General features: G+C 65.0%; 16 protein-coding genes. 1 reads left to right on the forward strand and 15 read right to left on the reverse strand.

Going from position 1 to position 16,580, the window contains the following annotated elements; genetic code table 11:
* The first annotated feature begins 27 nt into the window (after positions 1 to 27).
* Entirely contained in the window at positions 28 to 1,377 is a 1,350-nt protein-coding gene (mltB, locus tag WS87_RS12825; protein WP_082750561.1) for a lytic murein transglycosylase B, read from the forward strand.
* Positions 1,378 to 1,453: 76 nt separating this feature from the next.
* Here mltB and cysM read toward each other — a convergent pair whose 3' ends face one another.
* The 15 genes from cysM to WS87_RS12900 form a co-directional block, all read right to left on the reverse strand.
* Positions 1,454 to 2,356, reverse strand: coding sequence for a cysteine synthase CysM (gene cysM, locus WS87_RS12830; RefSeq protein ID WP_059816187.1), 903 nt, complete (start codon positions 2,354 to 2,356; stop codon positions 1,454 to 1,456).
* 206 nt (positions 2,357 to 2,562) lie between these two features.
* Positions 2,563 to 2,907, reverse strand: coding sequence for a ComEA family DNA-binding protein (locus WS87_RS12835; RefSeq protein ID WP_059816190.1), 345 nt, complete (start codon positions 2,905 to 2,907; stop codon positions 2,563 to 2,565).
* A 73-nt stretch (positions 2,908 to 2,980) separates the two neighbouring features.
* Positions 2,981 to 3,973, reverse strand: a complete 993-nt coding sequence (gene rfaD / locus WS87_RS12840) for an ADP-glyceromanno-heptose 6-epimerase (protein WP_059816193.1) — start codon at positions 3,971 to 3,973, stop codon at positions 2,981 to 2,983.
* A 64-nt stretch (positions 3,974 to 4,037) separates the two neighbouring features.
* Positions 4,038 to 4,988, reverse strand: coding sequence for a D-glycero-beta-D-manno-heptose-7-phosphate kinase (rfaE1, locus tag WS87_RS12845; protein ID WP_107938158.1), 951 nt, complete (start codon positions 4,986 to 4,988; stop codon positions 4,038 to 4,040).
* A 7-nt stretch (positions 4,989 to 4,995) separates the two neighbouring features.
* Complete coding sequence (locus WS87_RS12850) at positions 4,996 to 6,396, reverse strand: UDP-glucose dehydrogenase family protein (protein ID WP_059816196.1); 1,401 nt, start codon at positions 6,394 to 6,396, stop codon at positions 4,996 to 4,998.
* Positions 6,397 to 6,486: 90 nt separating this feature from the next.
* Positions 6,487 to 7,659, reverse strand: a complete 1,173-nt coding sequence (gene lapB, locus WS87_RS12855; protein ID WP_059816199.1) for a lipopolysaccharide assembly protein LapB — start codon at positions 7,657 to 7,659, stop codon at positions 6,487 to 6,489.
* A 53-nt stretch (positions 7,660 to 7,712) separates the two neighbouring features.
* A complete protein-coding gene (locus WS87_RS12860) occupies positions 7,713 to 8,006 on the reverse strand; it encodes a lipopolysaccharide assembly protein LapA domain-containing protein (RefSeq protein WP_059530004.1) in 294 nt (97 codons plus the stop codon).
* Positions 8,007 to 8,216: 210 nt separating this feature from the next.
* The gene (locus tag WS87_RS12865; protein WP_006750752.1) at positions 8,217 to 8,540 is read right to left on the reverse strand and encodes an integration host factor subunit beta; all 324 of its coding nucleotides are present in this window, start codon (positions 8,538 to 8,540) and stop codon (positions 8,217 to 8,219) included.
* Between the two features lie 22 nt (positions 8,541 to 8,562).
* Positions 8,563 to 10,275: a 30S ribosomal protein S1 gene (gene rpsA, locus WS87_RS12870; protein ID WP_059467119.1), complete on the reverse strand. Its 1,713-nt coding sequence runs from the start codon at positions 10,273 to 10,275 to the stop codon at positions 8,563 to 8,565.
* Between the two features lie 141 nt (positions 10,276 to 10,416).
* A complete protein-coding gene (gene cmk / locus WS87_RS12875; protein WP_059530008.1) occupies positions 10,417 to 11,103 on the reverse strand; it encodes a (d)CMP kinase in 687 nt (228 codons plus the stop codon).
* A 13-nt stretch (positions 11,104 to 11,116) separates the two neighbouring features.
* Entirely contained in the window at positions 11,117 to 12,421 is a 1,305-nt protein-coding gene (gene aroA / locus WS87_RS12880; protein WP_059816201.1) for a 3-phosphoshikimate 1-carboxyvinyltransferase, read from the reverse strand.
* Positions 12,422 to 12,441: 20 nt separating this feature from the next.
* Positions 12,442 to 13,368 (reverse strand): prephenate dehydrogenase/arogenate dehydrogenase family protein, encoded by a 927-nt coding sequence (locus WS87_RS12885; RefSeq protein WP_059816204.1) that lies wholly within the window; start codon positions 13,366 to 13,368, stop codon positions 12,442 to 12,444.
* Between the two features lie 188 nt (positions 13,369 to 13,556).
* The gene (pheA, locus tag WS87_RS12890; RefSeq protein ID WP_059530016.1) at positions 13,557 to 14,639 is read right to left on the reverse strand and encodes a prephenate dehydratase; all 1,083 of its coding nucleotides are present in this window, start codon (positions 14,637 to 14,639) and stop codon (positions 13,557 to 13,559) included.
* A 33-nt stretch (positions 14,640 to 14,672) separates the two neighbouring features.
* Complete coding sequence (gene serC, locus WS87_RS12895) at positions 14,673 to 15,755, reverse strand: 3-phosphoserine/phosphohydroxythreonine transaminase (protein ID WP_059530019.1); 1,083 nt, start codon at positions 15,753 to 15,755, stop codon at positions 14,673 to 14,675.
* A gap of 161 nt (positions 15,756 to 15,916) precedes the next feature.
* Positions 15,917 to 16,516, reverse strand: coding sequence for a DUF2059 domain-containing protein (locus tag WS87_RS12900; protein ID WP_059448245.1), 600 nt, complete (start codon positions 16,514 to 16,516; stop codon positions 15,917 to 15,919).
* Positions 16,517 to 16,580 lie beyond the last annotated feature (64 nt).

The following is a 16,580-nucleotide window of genomic DNA, read 5'->3' on the forward strand; positions in this document are numbered from 1 at the left end:
CGCGGGGTGCGCCGCAGGTCTCCATCAATGATGTCCATCGTCTGCCGCGAATTCGCCGCTAACTTACCACAACGGTGCGCTGCTTCGCCCCGGCACGCAGGATGCGTCGGGTATACTGCGCCGAACCCCATCGCCCTGTCCGCCCGCTTCGACATGAATTCCAGCAAGCCTGCCGCCCTTCTCTCCGCACTGTTCAGCGTTCGCGTCCCGCTCGTTGCTGCTGCCGTCGCCGTTACCGTGGCCGCCGCGCCCGCCATCGCGCAGACGCAGCCCGCGAAGTCCCCCGGCACGCGCGTCGCGCAGGCGCAACCGCAGCAGCCGGCGCCGCAAGGCCAGACCTTCGAAGAGGAAATCGTTCCGCAGCGTTACGCGAACAACGCGAAGGTCGATGCGTTCATCGACGAGATGGTGAGCCGCAACGGCTTCGATTCCGCGAGCCTGCATGCGCTGTTCTCACGCATCAGCTACTCGGCCACCGCCGTGAAGCTCGTGAAGCCGGCGCCGACGCCTTCGGTGAAGAACTGGCGCGTCTATCGTTCGCGCTTCATCGAACCGATCCGCATCAACGCGGGCGTGAAATTCTGGAAGGCGAACAAGGCGACGCTGCAGCGCGCGTCGGAGGAATTCGGCGTGCCGCCCGAAGTGATTGTCGGCATCATCGGCGTCGAAACGATCTACGGCCGCTACATGGGCAACTTCCGCGTGCTCGATGCGCTGACGACGCTCACGTTCGACTACCCGGACACGCCGAATCGCGACAGCCGGCAGGCAACGTTCCGCAAGAATCTCGAGGACTTCCTCGTCTGGACCCGCGACAACCAGCTCGACCCGACGACCGTGCTCGGCTCGTACACGGGCGCGATCGGCATCCCGCAGTTCCTGCCGAGCAGCATCCGCGAGTATGCGGTCGACTACGACGGCGGCGGCCACGTCGATCTGCGCAGCAGTCCTGCCGATGCGATCGGCAGCGTCGCGAACTACCTGAAGCAGCACGGCTGGGAAACCGATCGCCCGGTAGTCTGGCGAATCACGCCCGACACGGGCAGCCTCGGCATCGCCCAGGCGGCCGCGGACGGTCAGCCCGAACCGCACTGGGCCCTGTCGCAACTGCTGCGCGCCGGCATGACGCTCAACGAGCCGACAGTCAACATCACCACCGAAGCCGGCACGCCGGTCACCGTGGTCGATCTGCCGTCGCCGGGGAGTGCGACCGAATACATGCTCGGCCTCAAGAACTTCTACGTGCTGACGCGCTACAACCGCAGCTTCTTCTACGCACTCGCCGTGTACCAGCTCGGCGAAGCCGTGAAGGCGCAGATGGAAGCGAATGGTGCATTGCCGCTGCCTGCGGCGGACACGGAAGCGCCGGCGCAGTAAGCACGGTCCGCGCAAAGAAAAAGCGCCGCTTGTGCGGCGCTTTTTTATCGCGTGATGCTGCTGATGCCGTTCGGGCTCAGGCAGGAAATACGCCAGTCGACAGATAGCGGTCGCCGCGATCGCAGACGATGAACACGATCGTCGCGTTCTCGACCTGACGCGCGATACGCATCGCGACTTCGCATGCGCCGCCCGACGAGATACCGGCAAAGATGCCTTCGACAGCCGCGAGCCGGCGCGCCATCGTTTCGGACGCGGCCTGGCTCACGCTCTCGACGCGATCAACGCGGCTGCGATCGAAGATCGTCGGCATATAGGCTTCCGGCCACTTGCGAATGCCCGGAATGCGCGACCCTTCTTCCGGCTGCGCGCCGACGATCTCGATCGCCGGATTCTGTTCCTTCAGAAAGCGCGACGTGCCCATGATCGTGCCCGTCGTGCCCATCGCCGACACGAAGTGTGTGACGCGCCCTTCGGTGTCGCGCCAGATCTCCGGGCCCGTTCCTTCGTAGTGCGCGATCGGATTGTCGGGGTTCCCGAACTGATCGAGGATCACGCCCTTGCCTTCGCGCTGCATCTGCTCCGCGAGGTCGCGCGCCAGTTCCATCCCGCCCTTTACCGGCGTCAGGATGATTTCGGCGCCGTAAGCGGCCATGCTCTGGCGGCGCTCGATCGACAGATCCTCCGGCATGATCAGCACCATCTTGTAGCCGCGGATCGCCGCTGCCATCGCAAGCGCGATGCCCGTGTTGCCGCTCGTCGCCTCGATCAGCGTATCACCCGGCTTGATGCGACCGCGCGCCTCGGCCTTGCTGATCATCGACAGCGCCGGACGATCTTTCACGGAACCGGCCGGATTGTTGCCTTCCAGCTTCGCGAGCACCACGTTGTTGCGTGCGCGAATCTCGTCGTCCGGCAGGCGGACCAGTTGCACGAGCGGCGTGTTGCCGATCGTGTCTTCGATAGTTTTGTAAGCCATGGAGATACCGTGAGTGCGAGGCCGATCAATCGATTGATTGTAAACCAGCACCGGGGCTCGCGCCGGCAACCCCATTGTGACGATGGAATAGACGCGCCACACGATTCACGCGTGTGCGTGTGCAGCATGCACGCAAAAAACCCGCGGCAAGCCGCGGGAAGCCGTCGCAATGACGGCGACTGAAGGAGCCCTTTGTCTCGCGTGCGTTATTTCTGCGCGGTGCGGGCAGGTGCCGCAGCAGGCTTCGCCGCCGCCGGCTTGCCCGCGGCCGGTGCCGCCGCACCCGAGCCTGCCGCACCGATCGTCAACCCTTCCCGCTGAAGGCGCTCGACCATTTGGCCGCCCATGCCTTTCACGCGCGATGCGAGATCGTCTGCATTCCTGAACGGCCCGTGTGCGCCGCGCTCGTCGAGAATCGCCTTCGCCCGCGCGGGACCGATGCCCTTGATGCCGACGAGTGCATCCTCGTTCGCGGTGTTGACGTCGACGGCCGCCCAGGCCGACGCGATCGCGCCGAGCATCGCGGCGGCGGCAAACCATTTCCTGATCATGTGCTGGATCTCCGATGAAATCGGTCGGCGGCTGCCGACCGTGAGACCCAGTCTAGCGATGCGACGCGCAGGCTTAAACCTGGCCGGATAGCCAACGCACATAGCGGTCGACACCTTCCTGCACCGTCAGGAACGGCGCATCGTAGCCGGCAGCACGCAGTTTCGTCTGGTCGGCCTGCGTGAAGCACTGGTACTTGCCACGCAGCGCATCCGGGAATGGCACGTATTCGATCAGCCCTTGCTCGACCTGCTGCGCGAGCGTCAGCGGCGGCAGGTTGTCGAGTGCGCGCAGCGTGTTCACGACCGTCGATGCGATGTCGTTGAACGGTTGTGCCCGGCCTGTGCCGAGGTTGAAGATGCCCGATTTCTCCGGATGGTCGAAGAAGAACAGGTTCACCTTCGCGACGTCCTCGACCGACACGAAGTCGCGCGTCTGCTCGCCCGGCGCATAACCGTTGTACTCGCCGAACAGCTTGACCTTGCCTTCCGCGCGGAACTGGTTGAAGTTGTGGAACGCGACCGAGGCCATGCGGCCCTTGTGCGTCTCGCGCGGACCGTACACGTTGAAGTAGCGGAACCCGGCGATCTGGCTCTTCGCGCTCGGCAGCACGCGGCGGATCACCTGGTCGAACAGGAACTTCGAATAGCCGTAGACGTTCAGCGGCGCCTCGACCTCGCGCTCCTCGACGAATCGCGTCGAGCCGCCGTAGATCGCGGCCGACGACGCGTAAAGGAACTGCGCGCCCTGCGCGAGGCACGCATCGAGCACCGCGCGGCTATAGCGGAAGTTGTTGTCCATCATGTAGCGGCCGTCGGTTTCCATCGTGTCCGAACAGGCGCCTTCATGGAACACCGCGCGTACCTTGCCGAAATCGCCGCGCGCGAAGCGGTCGACGAATTCCGTCTTGTCGAGATAGTCGTCGATCTCGCAATCGACGAGGTTCCGGAACTTGTCCGCGCGCGTCAGATTGTCGACCGCGATGATGCGCGACTCGCCGCGCTCGTTGAGCGCCTTGACGATGTTCGCGCCGATAAAACCGGCTGCGCCGGTGACGATGATGGTCATGGTCGTTCTGCCTGAAAAATTGCAAGACATACGTGCGGCGCGCTCGGCGCGCCGCCGAATGCGCTCAGTGAAACAGTTCGTCGTAGTCTACCGTGGCCGTACCCAGCTTGCCGACCACGATGCCTGCTGCGCGATTCGCGAGCACGACGGCATCGACGAGCGGCACGCCGGCGCCGAGCATCGTCGCGACCGTCGCGATCACGGTATCGCCCGCGCCGGACACGTCATACACCTCGCGCGCGAGCGCCGGTGCATGCAGTTCGCCCGCTGCGGAAAAAAGCGTCATCCCCTCTTCCGAACGCGTGAGCAGCAACGCATCGAGATCGAGCTCCGCACGCAGCTTCGCGACACGCGCGCGCAGGTCGTCTTCCGATTGCCACTGACCGATGACCTCGCGCAACTCGGCACGGTTCGGCGTGATCAGCGATGCGCCGCGATAGCGCGCCCAGTCGCCGCCCTTCGGGTCGACGAGCACCGGCTTGCCGGCCGCGCGCGCCTTCTCGATCATCGTCGTCACGTGCGTCAGACCGCCTTTCGCGTAATCCGACATCAGCACGACGTCGTGCTGCGGCAGCAGCGCATCGAATCGCGCGAGCCCGGCGAGCAGCACCTCGTGCGTCGGCATCGCCTCGAAGTCGACGCGCAGCAACTGCTGCTGGCGCGCGAGCACGCGCAGCTTGATCGTCGTCGGCAGTGACGCGTCGCGTTCGAGATGGGGAGTCACTCCACTACCGTCGAGCAATTCGACGATGCGCTCGCCCGGCTCGTCGCAGCCGACCACGCACAGGAGCCCGGCCTGACCGCCGAGCGTCACCGCGTTGCGCGCGACGTTGGCCGCACCGCCAAGCCGCTCTTCCTGGCGCTGCACGTGCACGACGGGAACCGGCGCTTCCGGAGAAATGCGCTCGACGTTGCCGAACCAGTAGCGGTCGAGCATCACGTCGCCGACCACGAGCACGCGCGAACGCGCAAGCTGCGCGCGCGGTACCGGCACCACTTCGCGAAGGGTAGTCATCGTGCGTTCATCCACGGGGAGAGGACTGGGGATCGACATGCGGACGCCCGATCGCATGGTAGTCGAAGCCGAGTTCGGCCATCGCGTCCGGCTCGTACAGATTGCGTCCGTCGAAGATCACCGGCGCCTTCAGTTCGGCCTTCAGGCGCGTGAAATCCGGGCTCCTGAATTCCTTCCATTCGGTGACGATCACGAGCGCATCCGCGGCGGTCACGGCCGCGTCCTGGGTATCGACGAAGTGAAGGCGCGCAAGCGCGTCGGAAGCCTCGCCAAGGTCGAGCGCGAACACGCGGCGCGCCTCGTCGATCGCGACTGGATCGTACGCGCGCACGGTCGCGCCACGCCCGAGCAGCGCGGCGATCAGCCGACGGCTCGGCGCCTCGCGCATGTCGTCCGTATTCGGCTTGAACGCGAGGCCCCAGACCGCGAATTCGCGACCGGTCAGGTCTGCGCCGAAGCGCTGCTCGATCTTGCAGATCAGCACGTCCTTCTGGGCGGAGTTGGCCGCTTCGACGGCCTCCAGGATGCGCAGCGGCTGGTCGTTTTCGCTCGCGGTGCGAATCAACGCCTGCACGTCCTTCGGGAAGCAGGAGCCGCCGTAACCGACGCCCGCGTACAGGAAGTGATAGCCGATACGCGGATCGGAACCGATCCCGCGGCGCACGGCTTCGATGTCGGCACCGACCTTGTCGGCGAGATTCGACATTTCGTTCATGAACGAAATGCGCGTCGCGAGCATCGCATTCGCCGCATACTTCGCGAACTCCGCCGAACGCACGTCCATGTAAATCGTGCGCTCGTGATTGCGGTTGAACGGCGCATACAGCTTCTTCATCTTCTCGCGCGCCACCGTGCCCGTCTCGTCGTTGTCGACACCGATGATGATTCGGTCCGGGCGCATGAAGTCCTCGACCGCCGCGCCTTCCTTCAGGAATTCCGGATTCGACACGACCGAGAAACGGTGCGCGACGCTGCCCGCGAGGCCGCGCGCACCGAGTGCCTCGTCGACCACCGGGCGCACGCGCTGCGCGGTGCCAACCGGCACCGTCGACTTGTCGACGATCACCTTGAAACCGGTCATGTAACGGCCGATGTTCCGCGCGGCTTCGAGCACATATTGCAGGTCGGCCGAACCGTCCTCGTCGGGCGGCGTGCCGACCGCGATGAACTGGATCTCGCCGTGCGCAACGCTCGCCTCGATGTCGGTTGAGAAGCGCAGACGCCCTGCCGCGCGGTTGCGCGCGATGATGTCCAGCAGGCCCGGTTCGTGAATCGGCATCCCGCCGTTGTTCAGGATCTCGATCTTGCGCGGATCGACATCCAGACAGAAGACGTCGTGGCCGATCTCGGCGAGGCAGGAGCCCGTGACGAGACCGACATAGCCAGTGCCGATGATGGTGATTTTCATAGATGTTCCGGTACGTCCCGGTAAATGACTAACTTGGCCGCCGGGCCAGGCCCGGCGACAACCGCAGCGCTTGCGCGGCGAACGCCGGGATCAGCCCGGCATCGCAGGTTCGACGCGGCGCGGCGCATAGGTTTCCCAGCCGCTGCATCCGGGGCACTGCCAGTAGAAGAGCCGTGCCCGGAAACCGCAATTCTGGCACGTATAGCGTGGCAGATTCTTGGTGCGCTGCTTGATCAGCGCACGCATCATTTCAAGTTCCTTACGGCGCGGCTCGTCGGCGGCCGCGATCTGCGCATCGAGCAGGTGCAGCATGCCCGACAGATTCGGCGACTTCTCCATCTGCGTACGCGCGAGCGTATGCGCCGCTTCCTGGCCGCGCAACCCTGCGATGTGCTGATAAGCAATATCGAGCAAGTCGTTCGACGGATAACGATCGACGTAGCCCATCAGCAACTCGGCGCCCTCGACCGGCTTGCCGAGCGCGACGTAAGCCTTCATCAGCTTGTCGGCGACGAGCGGCAGATACGCCGGATTCTGCGCTTCGACACGCTTCCAGTGCTCGATCGCGGCCGCGTGATCGCCCGCCGCCTGCGCGGCATCGCCGGACAGGATCGTCGCGCGAACGTTCTGCGGGTTCGCAGCAAGCGCGAGCTTCAGTTGCTCGGCCGCGTCCGTGGCGTTCTTGCGTTGCAGCGCATCCTGCGCGAGTTCGCAATGGAACTGCGCGATTTCGGCGCCGAGCGGCTTGTCGCTCATCGATTCGATGCGTCTCGCGGTATCGATCGACTTGTTCCAGTCCTTCTCGATCTCGTAGATCGTCAGCAGCGCCCGCTGCGCGCCCAGCGCGTAATCGCCATCGGCGAGCCGGTGGAAGGCCTCCTCCGCACGATCGAGCAGGCCGGCCTTCAGGAAATCCTGGCCGAGCTCGTACAGCGCGTGGTCGCGCTCGTTTACCGGCAGGTCCGTGCGGCTCAGCAGGTTCTGATGCACGCGGATCGCACGGTCCGTTTCGCCGCGGCGGCGAAACAGGTTGCCGAGCGCGAAGTGCAGTTCGACGGTCTCGGGATCGAGCTTCGCGACCTCGATGAACGCGTCGATCGCCTTGTCCGGTTGTTCGTTCAACAGAAAGTTCAGGCCGCGGAAATACGATCGCGGCAGGTTGGCACTCTCCGACAGGAGATTCTTCAGGTCATAGCGTGACGCCGCCCAGCCGAGCGCGAACGCCACCGGAATCGCGAGCAACCACCAGAAATCCAGATCCATGCGAAATATCGAAGCAGAGACGAAAACCGCGCGAAGGTCGCGCGGCGTCCGTGTTAAATGACGGGCGGCATCGGCGGCTGGTCGACGACGGCCGGGGTTTCGCGCGCCGTACGCAGATCGCGCTTCAGGCGCCCGTTCTCGAGGCGCATGCGGAAGATCGCCGGCAGCGCGGACAGCAGGCCTGCCAGCAGCCCCACGACGAAGAACGCGAGGCCGATCAGGATCAGCGGCGCTTGCCATGCGTAGCCGGCAACGAAATTCAGCGTCGCGGTTTGCGTATTGGCCAGCGCGAGCACCAGCAGCAGCACGAACACCAATACCCGGATCAGCCAGACGATAAACTTCATGTAGCCCTCTCTTTGTTGAGGTTTGCCGTGGCGCGCGACTCCCCTTCGCGGCGCCGAATCGACCCGTATTGTAAAGGAAGCGTTTCCGCGTCACCGCACATCCTGCGGGTGCACGTTGTCATGCGGCCGCCGAAAATGAAAAAAGCGCCCGCAAGGGGCGCTTTTTTCTTCAGCCTTCGCCGGACGGATTCCGGGCAAGCCGAACGACGCTCAACGCTCGTCGTCCGGATCATCAGCTTTCAGCGGCTCGCCGGCGCGGCCGTCGACGCGTTCACGCAATTCCTTGCCGGGCTTGAAGTGAGGCACGAACTTCTCGGGCACCTGCACTTTCTCCCCCGACTTCGGGTTGCGTCCGACGCGTGCCGGGCGACGGTTGAGGCCGAAGCTGCCGAAACCCCGAATTTCGATGCGATGCCCTTTCGACAAGGCATCGGACATCGCATCGAGCATCGTTTTCACCGCGAAATCCGCATCCTTGAGGACAAGTTGCGGAAATCGCAGTGCCAGCTGCGCGACCAACTCGGATTTGGTCATACTTCAGCAGACCTCGTAAGGCTTACTGGTTCTGGCCGTCGAGCTTCGCCTTCAGCAGCGCGCCGAGGTTGGTCGTACCGGTCGCAGCAGCGCTGGTGTCCGACTGCAGGCCGCGGATCGCTTCCTGTTGTTCAGCCGAATCCTTCGCCTTGATCGACAGGTTGATGCCACGCGACTTGCGATCGATGTTGATCACCATCGCGTTGACCTTGTCGCCTTCCTTCAGCACGTTGCGAGCGTCTTCAACGCGATCCTGCGAGATTTCCGATGCACGCAGGTAGCCTTCGACGTCGCCCGTCAGCGTGACGACAGCGCCCTTCGCATCGACCGACTTCACCACGCCGTCGACGATCGAACCCTTGTCGTTCATCGCAACGTAGTTGCTGAACGGGTCGCCTTCGAGCTGCTTGATGCCGAGCGAAATACGCTCCTTCTCGACGTCGATGCCGAGCACGATCGCTTCGACTTCGTCGCCCTTCTTGTACTTGCGAACGGCTTCTTCGCCGGCTTCGCTCCACGACAGGTCCGACAGGTGGACCAGGCCGTCGATGCCGCCCGGCAGACCGATGAACACGCCGAAGTCGGTGATCGACTTGATTGCGCCCGTGATCTTGTCGCCCTTCTTGAAGTTGCGGCTGAAGTCATCCCACGGATTCGGCTTGCACTGCTTCATGCCGAGGCTGATACGACGACGGTCTTCGTCGATCTCGAGGACCATGACTTCGACTTCGTCGCCCAGCTGGACAACCTTCGACGGAGCAACGTTCTTGTTGGTCCAGTCCATTTCCGACACGTGGACGAGGCCTTCGATGCCCGATTCCACTTCGACGAATGCGCCGTAGTCGGTGATGTTCGTGACCTTGCCGAACAGGCGCGTGCCCGACGGGTAACGGCGCGAGATGCCTTCCCACGGATCGTCGCCCAGTTGCTTGATGCCCAGCGAGACGCGGTTCTTCTCTTGGTCGAACTTGAGGATCTTCGCGGTGACTTCCTGGCCAACCGACAGGACTTCGCTCGGGTGACGCACACGACGCCATGCGATGTCGGTGATGTGCAGCAGGCCGTCGATGCCGCCGAGGTCAACGAATGCGCCGTAGTCGGTGATGTTCTTGACCACGCCGTTGACGATCGCGCCTTCCTTCAGCGTCTCGAGCAGCTTCGCGCGCTCTTCGCCTTGCGTTGCTTCGATCACTGCACGACGCGACAGCACGACGTTGTTACGCTTGCGATCGAGCTTGATCACGCGGAACTCGAGCGTCTTGCCTTCGTACGGGGTCGTGTCCTTGACCGGACGCGTGTCGACCAGCGAACCCGGCAGGAACGCGCGGATGCCGTTGACCATCACGGTCATGCCGCCCTTCACCTTGCCCGTGATCGTGCCGGTGACGAGTTCGTTGTTGTCGAGGGCCTTTTCCAGCGACAGCCACGATGCAAGGCGCTTCGCCTTGTCGCGCGACAGGATCGTGTCGCCGTAGCCGTTTTCGAGTGCGTCGATCGCGACGGACACGAAATCGCCCGACTGCACCTCAACCTCGCCCTGATCGTTCAGGAATTCCTCGATCGGAATGTAAGCCTCGGACTTCAGGCCTGCATTGACGACCACGAAGTTGTGGTCGACGCGCACGACTTCGGCAGAAATCACTTCGCCGGCGCGCATGTCTTGGCGGGTCAGCGACTCTTCGAACAGAGCCGCAAAGGATTCGGTATTCGGGGTGGAGGTTTGCAGGTCGGACATAAAAATCTGATTGTGCATGGATCGCTGTGCCACGCCGGCCGGAATGGCAGGCTGAAAGGGCCAGATCGAAGCCACACGGGGTTAAGGGTTCGAAACACGCTTCGCGCTTCTCGCGCGAGGCACCTACTGCTGCCCGCCTTCTCAGGCCGGCTGACCGAGCGCCCGGTACCACTGCAGCACCTGGTCGACTGCTTCATCGACCGAAAGCGCCGACGTATCGAGCAGCTTGGCATCTGCCGCAGGCTTCAGCGGCGCGGCCGCGCGATTGCTGTCGCGCGCGTCACGTTCACGAAGATCCTGAAGCAAGTTATCTATATTAGCAGAAAAACCTTTTTGCATCAATTGCTTATGCCGTCTGGCCGCGCGCGCCTCGGCGCTGGCCGTCAGGAACACTTTCAGCACGGCGTCCGGGAAGATCACTGTGCCCATGTCGCGGCCGTCGGCGACGAGGCCCGGTGTCTTGCGAAACGCGCGCTGGCGCGCGACGAGCGCGGTACGCACCGGCCCGTGCACGGCAATCGCCGACGCGCGGTTGCCAACCGCTTCGGCGCGGATGTCGTTCGACACGTCGACGCCGTCGAGCTGCGCGCAGCCCTCGCGGAACGTGATGTGAAGATCGTCGATCAGCTTCACGAGCGCATCGATATCCTCCGCCGCGATGCCGTAGCGCACGCTCGCGAGCGCCGCGAGACGGTACAGCGCGCCGCTGTCGAGCAGGTGGAAGCCGAGATGCGCGGCGACGAGCGCCGCGACGGTCCCCTTGCCGGAAGCAGTCGGACCGTCGATCGTGATGACGGGGGTCGGGTGAAAGGGTCGGGTCGATTTCATCGGAACTGTCGGGTCAGGCTTTGGCGAGCGCGGCAAAGCGGTCGAAATAGTCGGGGAACGTCTTGCCGACGCACTTCGGATCGTTAATCCGCACGGGCACGCCGCCCAGGCTGACGAGCGAGAAACACATCGCCATCCGGTGATCGTCGTACGTGTCGATCGCTGCGTTCGGCGTGAGCCGTTGCGGCGGCGTGACGACCAGATAATCGGGGCCTTCCTCGACGATCGCGCCGACCTTGCGCAGTTCAGTCGCCATCGCGGCGATGCGGTCGGTTTCCTTCACGCGCCAGCTCGCGATGTTGCGCAGCGTGCTCGTGCCGCTCGCGAACAGCGCCGCGACCGCGATGGTCATCGCCGCGTCGGGAATCAGGTTGAAATCCATGTCGATCGGCTCGAGCTTGCCGTGGTCATGGCCGATGCCGCGCACCTCGATCCAGTCGTCGCCCATCGATACGTTCGCGCCCATCTGCATCAGCGCATTCGCGAAGCCGACGTCGCCCTGGATGCTCGCGCGCCCCACACCCTCGACGCGCAGCGGGCCGCCGCCGAGCGCGCCGGCCGCGAGGAAGTACGAGGCCGACGATGCATCACCCTCGACCATGATGCGCCCCGGCGAACGGTAGCGGACGCCGGCCGGCACGACGAAGCGTTGCCAGCCGTCGCGCTCGACGGTCACGCCGAAGCGGGCCATCAGTCGGATCGTGATGTCGATGTACGGCTTCGAGATCAGTTCGCCATCGACTTCGACGACGATCCTGCCGTCCTTCGCCTTCACGAGCGGCAGCGTCATCAGCAGCGCGGTGAGGAACTGGCTCGACACATCGCCGCGCACGCGGATCGGCGCGTCGACCGTGATCGCCGCAGGCTTGATCCGCAGCGGCGGAAAGCCATCGTTTTGCTCGTAGTCGATCTGCGCGCCGATCTGCCGCAGGCCGTCGACGAGGTCGCCGATCGGCCGCTCGTGCATGCGCGGCACGCCGTGCACGCGATAGTCGCCGCCGTTGACTGCGAGCGCCGCCGTCAACGGTCGCACCGCGGTGCCCGCGTTGCCGAGGAACAGATCGGCGGTCTTCGCGGTGAACGCGCCGCGCGTGCCGGTGACGACACAGGTGTCACCCTCGCGCGCGAGCTTCACACCGAGCTTGCCGAGCGCGTCGAGCATCACGCGCGTGTCGTCGGAATCCAGCAGGTTGGTGATCGTCGTATCGCCTTCGGCAAGCGCCGCGAGCAGCAGCACGCGGTTCGAGATGCTTTTCGAGCCGGGCAGGCGCACGGTGCCCGATGCGCTGGAATACGGGCCGAGATCGAGATAGTCCATGGGAATCGTCCTGTTTCCTGTTATTTCTTGACCGGTTCGGCAGCGGGCTGCGCGCCACGTTCCTGCCATGCCTTGCGTGCAGCGCGCGAGCGCGTGAACACGGCTTCGAGCGCCGCGCCATCGCCAGCGTCGATCGCCGCACGCAGCCGGGCGAGCACGCGCGTATAGCCGTCGAGCTCATCGAGTAGCGCCGCGCGATTCGCGACACACACGTCGCGCCACATTTCCGGGCTCGACGCCGCAATCCGCGTGAAGTCGCGGAAGCCGCCCGCCGCGTACGAGAATTTCAGTTCGGCATCCGCCTCGCCGAGTATCTGCTCGACGAGCGCGAACGACAGCACATGAGGCAGATGACTGATCGACGCAAACACGCGATCGTGCTGCGTCGTGCTCATCGTGCGCACGTCGGCGCCGGTCGCCCGCCACATCGCATCGATCCGCGCAACCGCTTCGGGCGCGTTCTCCGGCAGCGGACACAGCACGACGTTGCGACCGACGTACAGATCCGGCAGCGCGGCCTCGACGCCGCTCGATTCGCGCCCGGCGATCGGATGGCCCGGCACGAATTGCGCGATCCGCGCACCGAGCACATCGCGTGCCGCCGCGACGACGTCGGACTTGGTGCTGCCAGCGTCGGTGACGATCGTCGCAGCGTCGAGCCACGGCGCGATGCGCGCGAGCAGCGGGCCCGTTTGCGCGACCGGCGCGGCCAGCAACACGAGATCGGCGCCGGCGAGCGCGTCGCGCAGCTGCGCATCGTCGTCGAGCGCCGCTGCGCGATCGATCACGCCGAGCGCGAGGGCGCGCTCGACCGACGCACGCGAACGACCGACGCCGACAACTTCGCCCGCGCCGCCCGGTGCGCGCTCGCGCAGGGCGCGCGCCAGCGATCCGCCGATCAGGCCGACGCCGAAGATGACAAGTTTGTTGAATGCAAAGCCTGACACGACAAGAGCCAAGTGACGCGCGCGGAACGACGCCCCGCGCACGGAAGTCCAGATTCCGGGCAACGGGCCCGCACCCGGCGCGACCTGCACCGGATACCGCCCGAACCCGCCTTGGGCAGCGCCGCCCGGCCTGCCCTGCCCGCTTCGCCGCGCCGCCCGCTCGGTGCTGGGCGACGGGCCGCTACGCGTCAGCGCGCGCGCGGATACGAACCGAGTATCTTCAGGAACGCGGCCTTCTGGCCGAGCTCCGCGAGCGCGGCGGCCACGGCTGGTTCGTCCCGGTGCCCTTCGATGTCGATGTAGAAGTAATACTCCCACGTGCCGACCCGCGCCGGACGCGACTCGAAGCGCGTCATCGATACACCGTGCCGCGCGAGCGGTTCGAGCAGCTTGAACACCGCGCCCGGCTCGTTCTTCACCGACACGATCAGCGACGTCTGGTCGTGACCGCTCTGCCCGGCCGGCTGCTTGCCGACGATCACGAAGCGCGTGCGATTGTGCGGATCGTCCTGAATCAGCGAGAACGCGATCTGCAGGCCGTAGTGCGCGGCCGCGCGGTCGCCAGCGATCGCAGCGACGCTCGGGTCCGCCGCTGCGAGACGCGCGGCCTCCGCATTGCTCGACACCGCTTGCCGCTCGAGCTGCGGCGCGTTCGCGGAAAGCCACTGCTGGCATTGCGCGAGCGCCTGCGCATGCGCGCAGACACGTGTCACGCCGTCGAGCGTGCCGCTCTGCGTGAGCAGGTTGTGATGGATCGGCAGCGCGAGTTCGCCGCTGATCAGCAACTGCGTCTGCAGTAGCAGGTCGAGCGTGCGCGACACCGCGCCTTCGGTCGAGTTCTCGACTGGCGCGATGCCGAATGCGGACGCGCCCGCCTCGACCGAGCGGAATACCTCGTCGATCGACGGACACGGCAGCCCTTCGATCGACTGGCCGAAATACTCGAACATCGCCTGTTCGCTATACGTGCCGACCGGCCCGAGAAACGCGACGTGGATTGTCTGTTCGAGCGCGCGGCTCGCGGCCATGATCTCGCGCCAGATGGCGCTGATGTGTTCGCTCGCGAGCGGCCCCGCGCTCATGTCCTGCAGGCGCGCGATCACCTGCAGCTCACGCTCCGGCCGGAACACCGGCGCGTTGAAATGCTTCTTGACCTCGCCCACCTCGAGCGCCACCGCGGCGCGCTGGTTGAGGAGCGCGATCAGCTGCGCGTCGATCGCGTCGATGCGGTCGCGCAGCGGTTTCAGGCGGGAATTCAGTTCGTCGTCCATGCGTAGTTGCCGTGCTGTTTGAACAGCGCGCGCTCAGGCGCCGCGCTGTTCGAAGTCCTTCATGTACTCGACGAGCGCCTTCACGCCCTCGAGCGGCACCGCGTTGTAGATCGACGCCCGCATGCCGCCGACGGACTTGTGGCCCTTCAGCTGCAGCAGCCCGCGCGCCTTTGCGCCGGCAAGGAAGTCTTCGTTGCGCGTTTCGTCGGCCAGGAAAAAGGGCACGTTCATACGCGAACGCACCGCCGGCTCGACCTTGTTCAGATAGAAGCTGCTCGCATCGATCGTGTCGTAGAGCAGCTTCGCCTTCTCGATATTGCGCGCCTCGATCGCCTCGAGGCCGCCCTGCCGCTTCAGCCACTGGAACACGAGGCCCGCGATGTAGATCGCATACGTGGGCGGCGTGTTGTACAGCGAGTTGTTCGCGGCGACCGTCTTCCATTCGAATGCGGACGGGCAGATCGACAGCGCGCGATCGAGCAGGTCCTCGCGAACGATCACGACCGTCACGCCGGCCATCCCGATGTTCTTCTGCGCGCCGCCGAACAGCACGCCGTACTTCGCGACGTCCATCGGACGGGACAGGATGTGCGACGACACGTCCGCGACGAGCGGCACGTCGCCGAGGTCGGGAATCTCGAACGTCTCGACGCCGTCGATCGTCTCGTTCGTGCACAGATGCACGTAGGCCGGATCGTCCGACAGCTGCCATTCGGCGCGGGCGGGCGCGCGCGTGAAACCGTCGGCCGTCTTGCCGGATGCGGCCAGATGCGGCGTGCCGTATTTCTTCGCTTCATTGAACGACTTCTGCGACCACGAGCCCGTCACGACGAAGTCGGCGGTCTTGCGCGAACCGAGCAGGTTCATCGGCACGATTGCGTTCTCGGCAATGCCGCCACCCTGCAGGAACAGGATCCGGTGGCTGGCCGGCACATCGAGCAGCTCGCGCAGGTCGGTCAGCGCTGCCTCGTGGATCGACATGAATTCCTTGCCGCGATGGCTCATCTCCATCACGCTCATGCCGCTGCCGTGCCAGTCGAGCATTTCGTCGGCGGCCTGCCGCAGCACTTCCTCGGGGAGCGCCGCAGGACCGGCGGAGAAATTAAAGACGCGCATCGTGAAAACCTCGGGAGGGACGCGACCGGCTCGCTGCCGGCAGAAAGAACCGCGCCAGAAAAGGAATGGCCGCTTGCGCTCGCGCGCAAACGGCCATTATCGCACTGTCATCAGGCTCCCGCCAAACCCGGCCGAACGGCCGGGCGGCGTGCCCGGACGGCTTACTTGCCCGGCTTGACTGCCGCGACTTCCTTGTCAGCCTGTGCGCGCGTTGCCTGGATCGCTTGCGGCATGTACTTCTGCATCAGGCCGTTGACCACGTCGCGGCCGACCTGATCCTGAACCTGGATGAACTTGCGGCCCGTCGGGCTCTTGTAGAACGTCGTCAGATCCTTGATCTCCGACGTGCTGTAGTACTTCGCGTAGGCGTCGTACTGAGCCGACATCGCGTCGCTCTGGAACTGTTGCGTGCCGAACACCTTGCCCGCGCCGTCAACCAGCTTCGGCACCGCATTCTTCTGCAGCGTCGGCACGGCGGCTTGCTTTTGCTTGTCGTTCAGCGTCTTGTTTTCCGACAGCGCGTCCGACAGGATCGCCGGCACGAGCTGCTTTGCCTGCATCTCGGCGCTGTTGCCGATAGCCGACACGAGCTTCGGCGCGTCGATCGCGTCGAGCAGATCCTTGATCGCCGCCTTCTTGTCGGCGTCGATCGGCGCAGCTGCCGCGGTCGCAGCCGGTGCGGAATTCGACAGCGCTTGCGCCATCGCGAACGTCGGCACCAGTGCAGCCAGCAGAACCAGTTGCTTGAATTGCTTTTGCATCATCACTCCCTTTTGGAAATATGAATGGTTGCTCGCCGACCGCGGCGCCTGGCGCGCGCGGCGG

It is taken from the genome of Burkholderia sp. MSMB0856 (genome assembly GCF_001524645.2).
Taxonomy (GTDB): Bacteria; Pseudomonadota; Gammaproteobacteria; order Burkholderiales; family Burkholderiaceae; genus Burkholderia; species Burkholderia diffusa.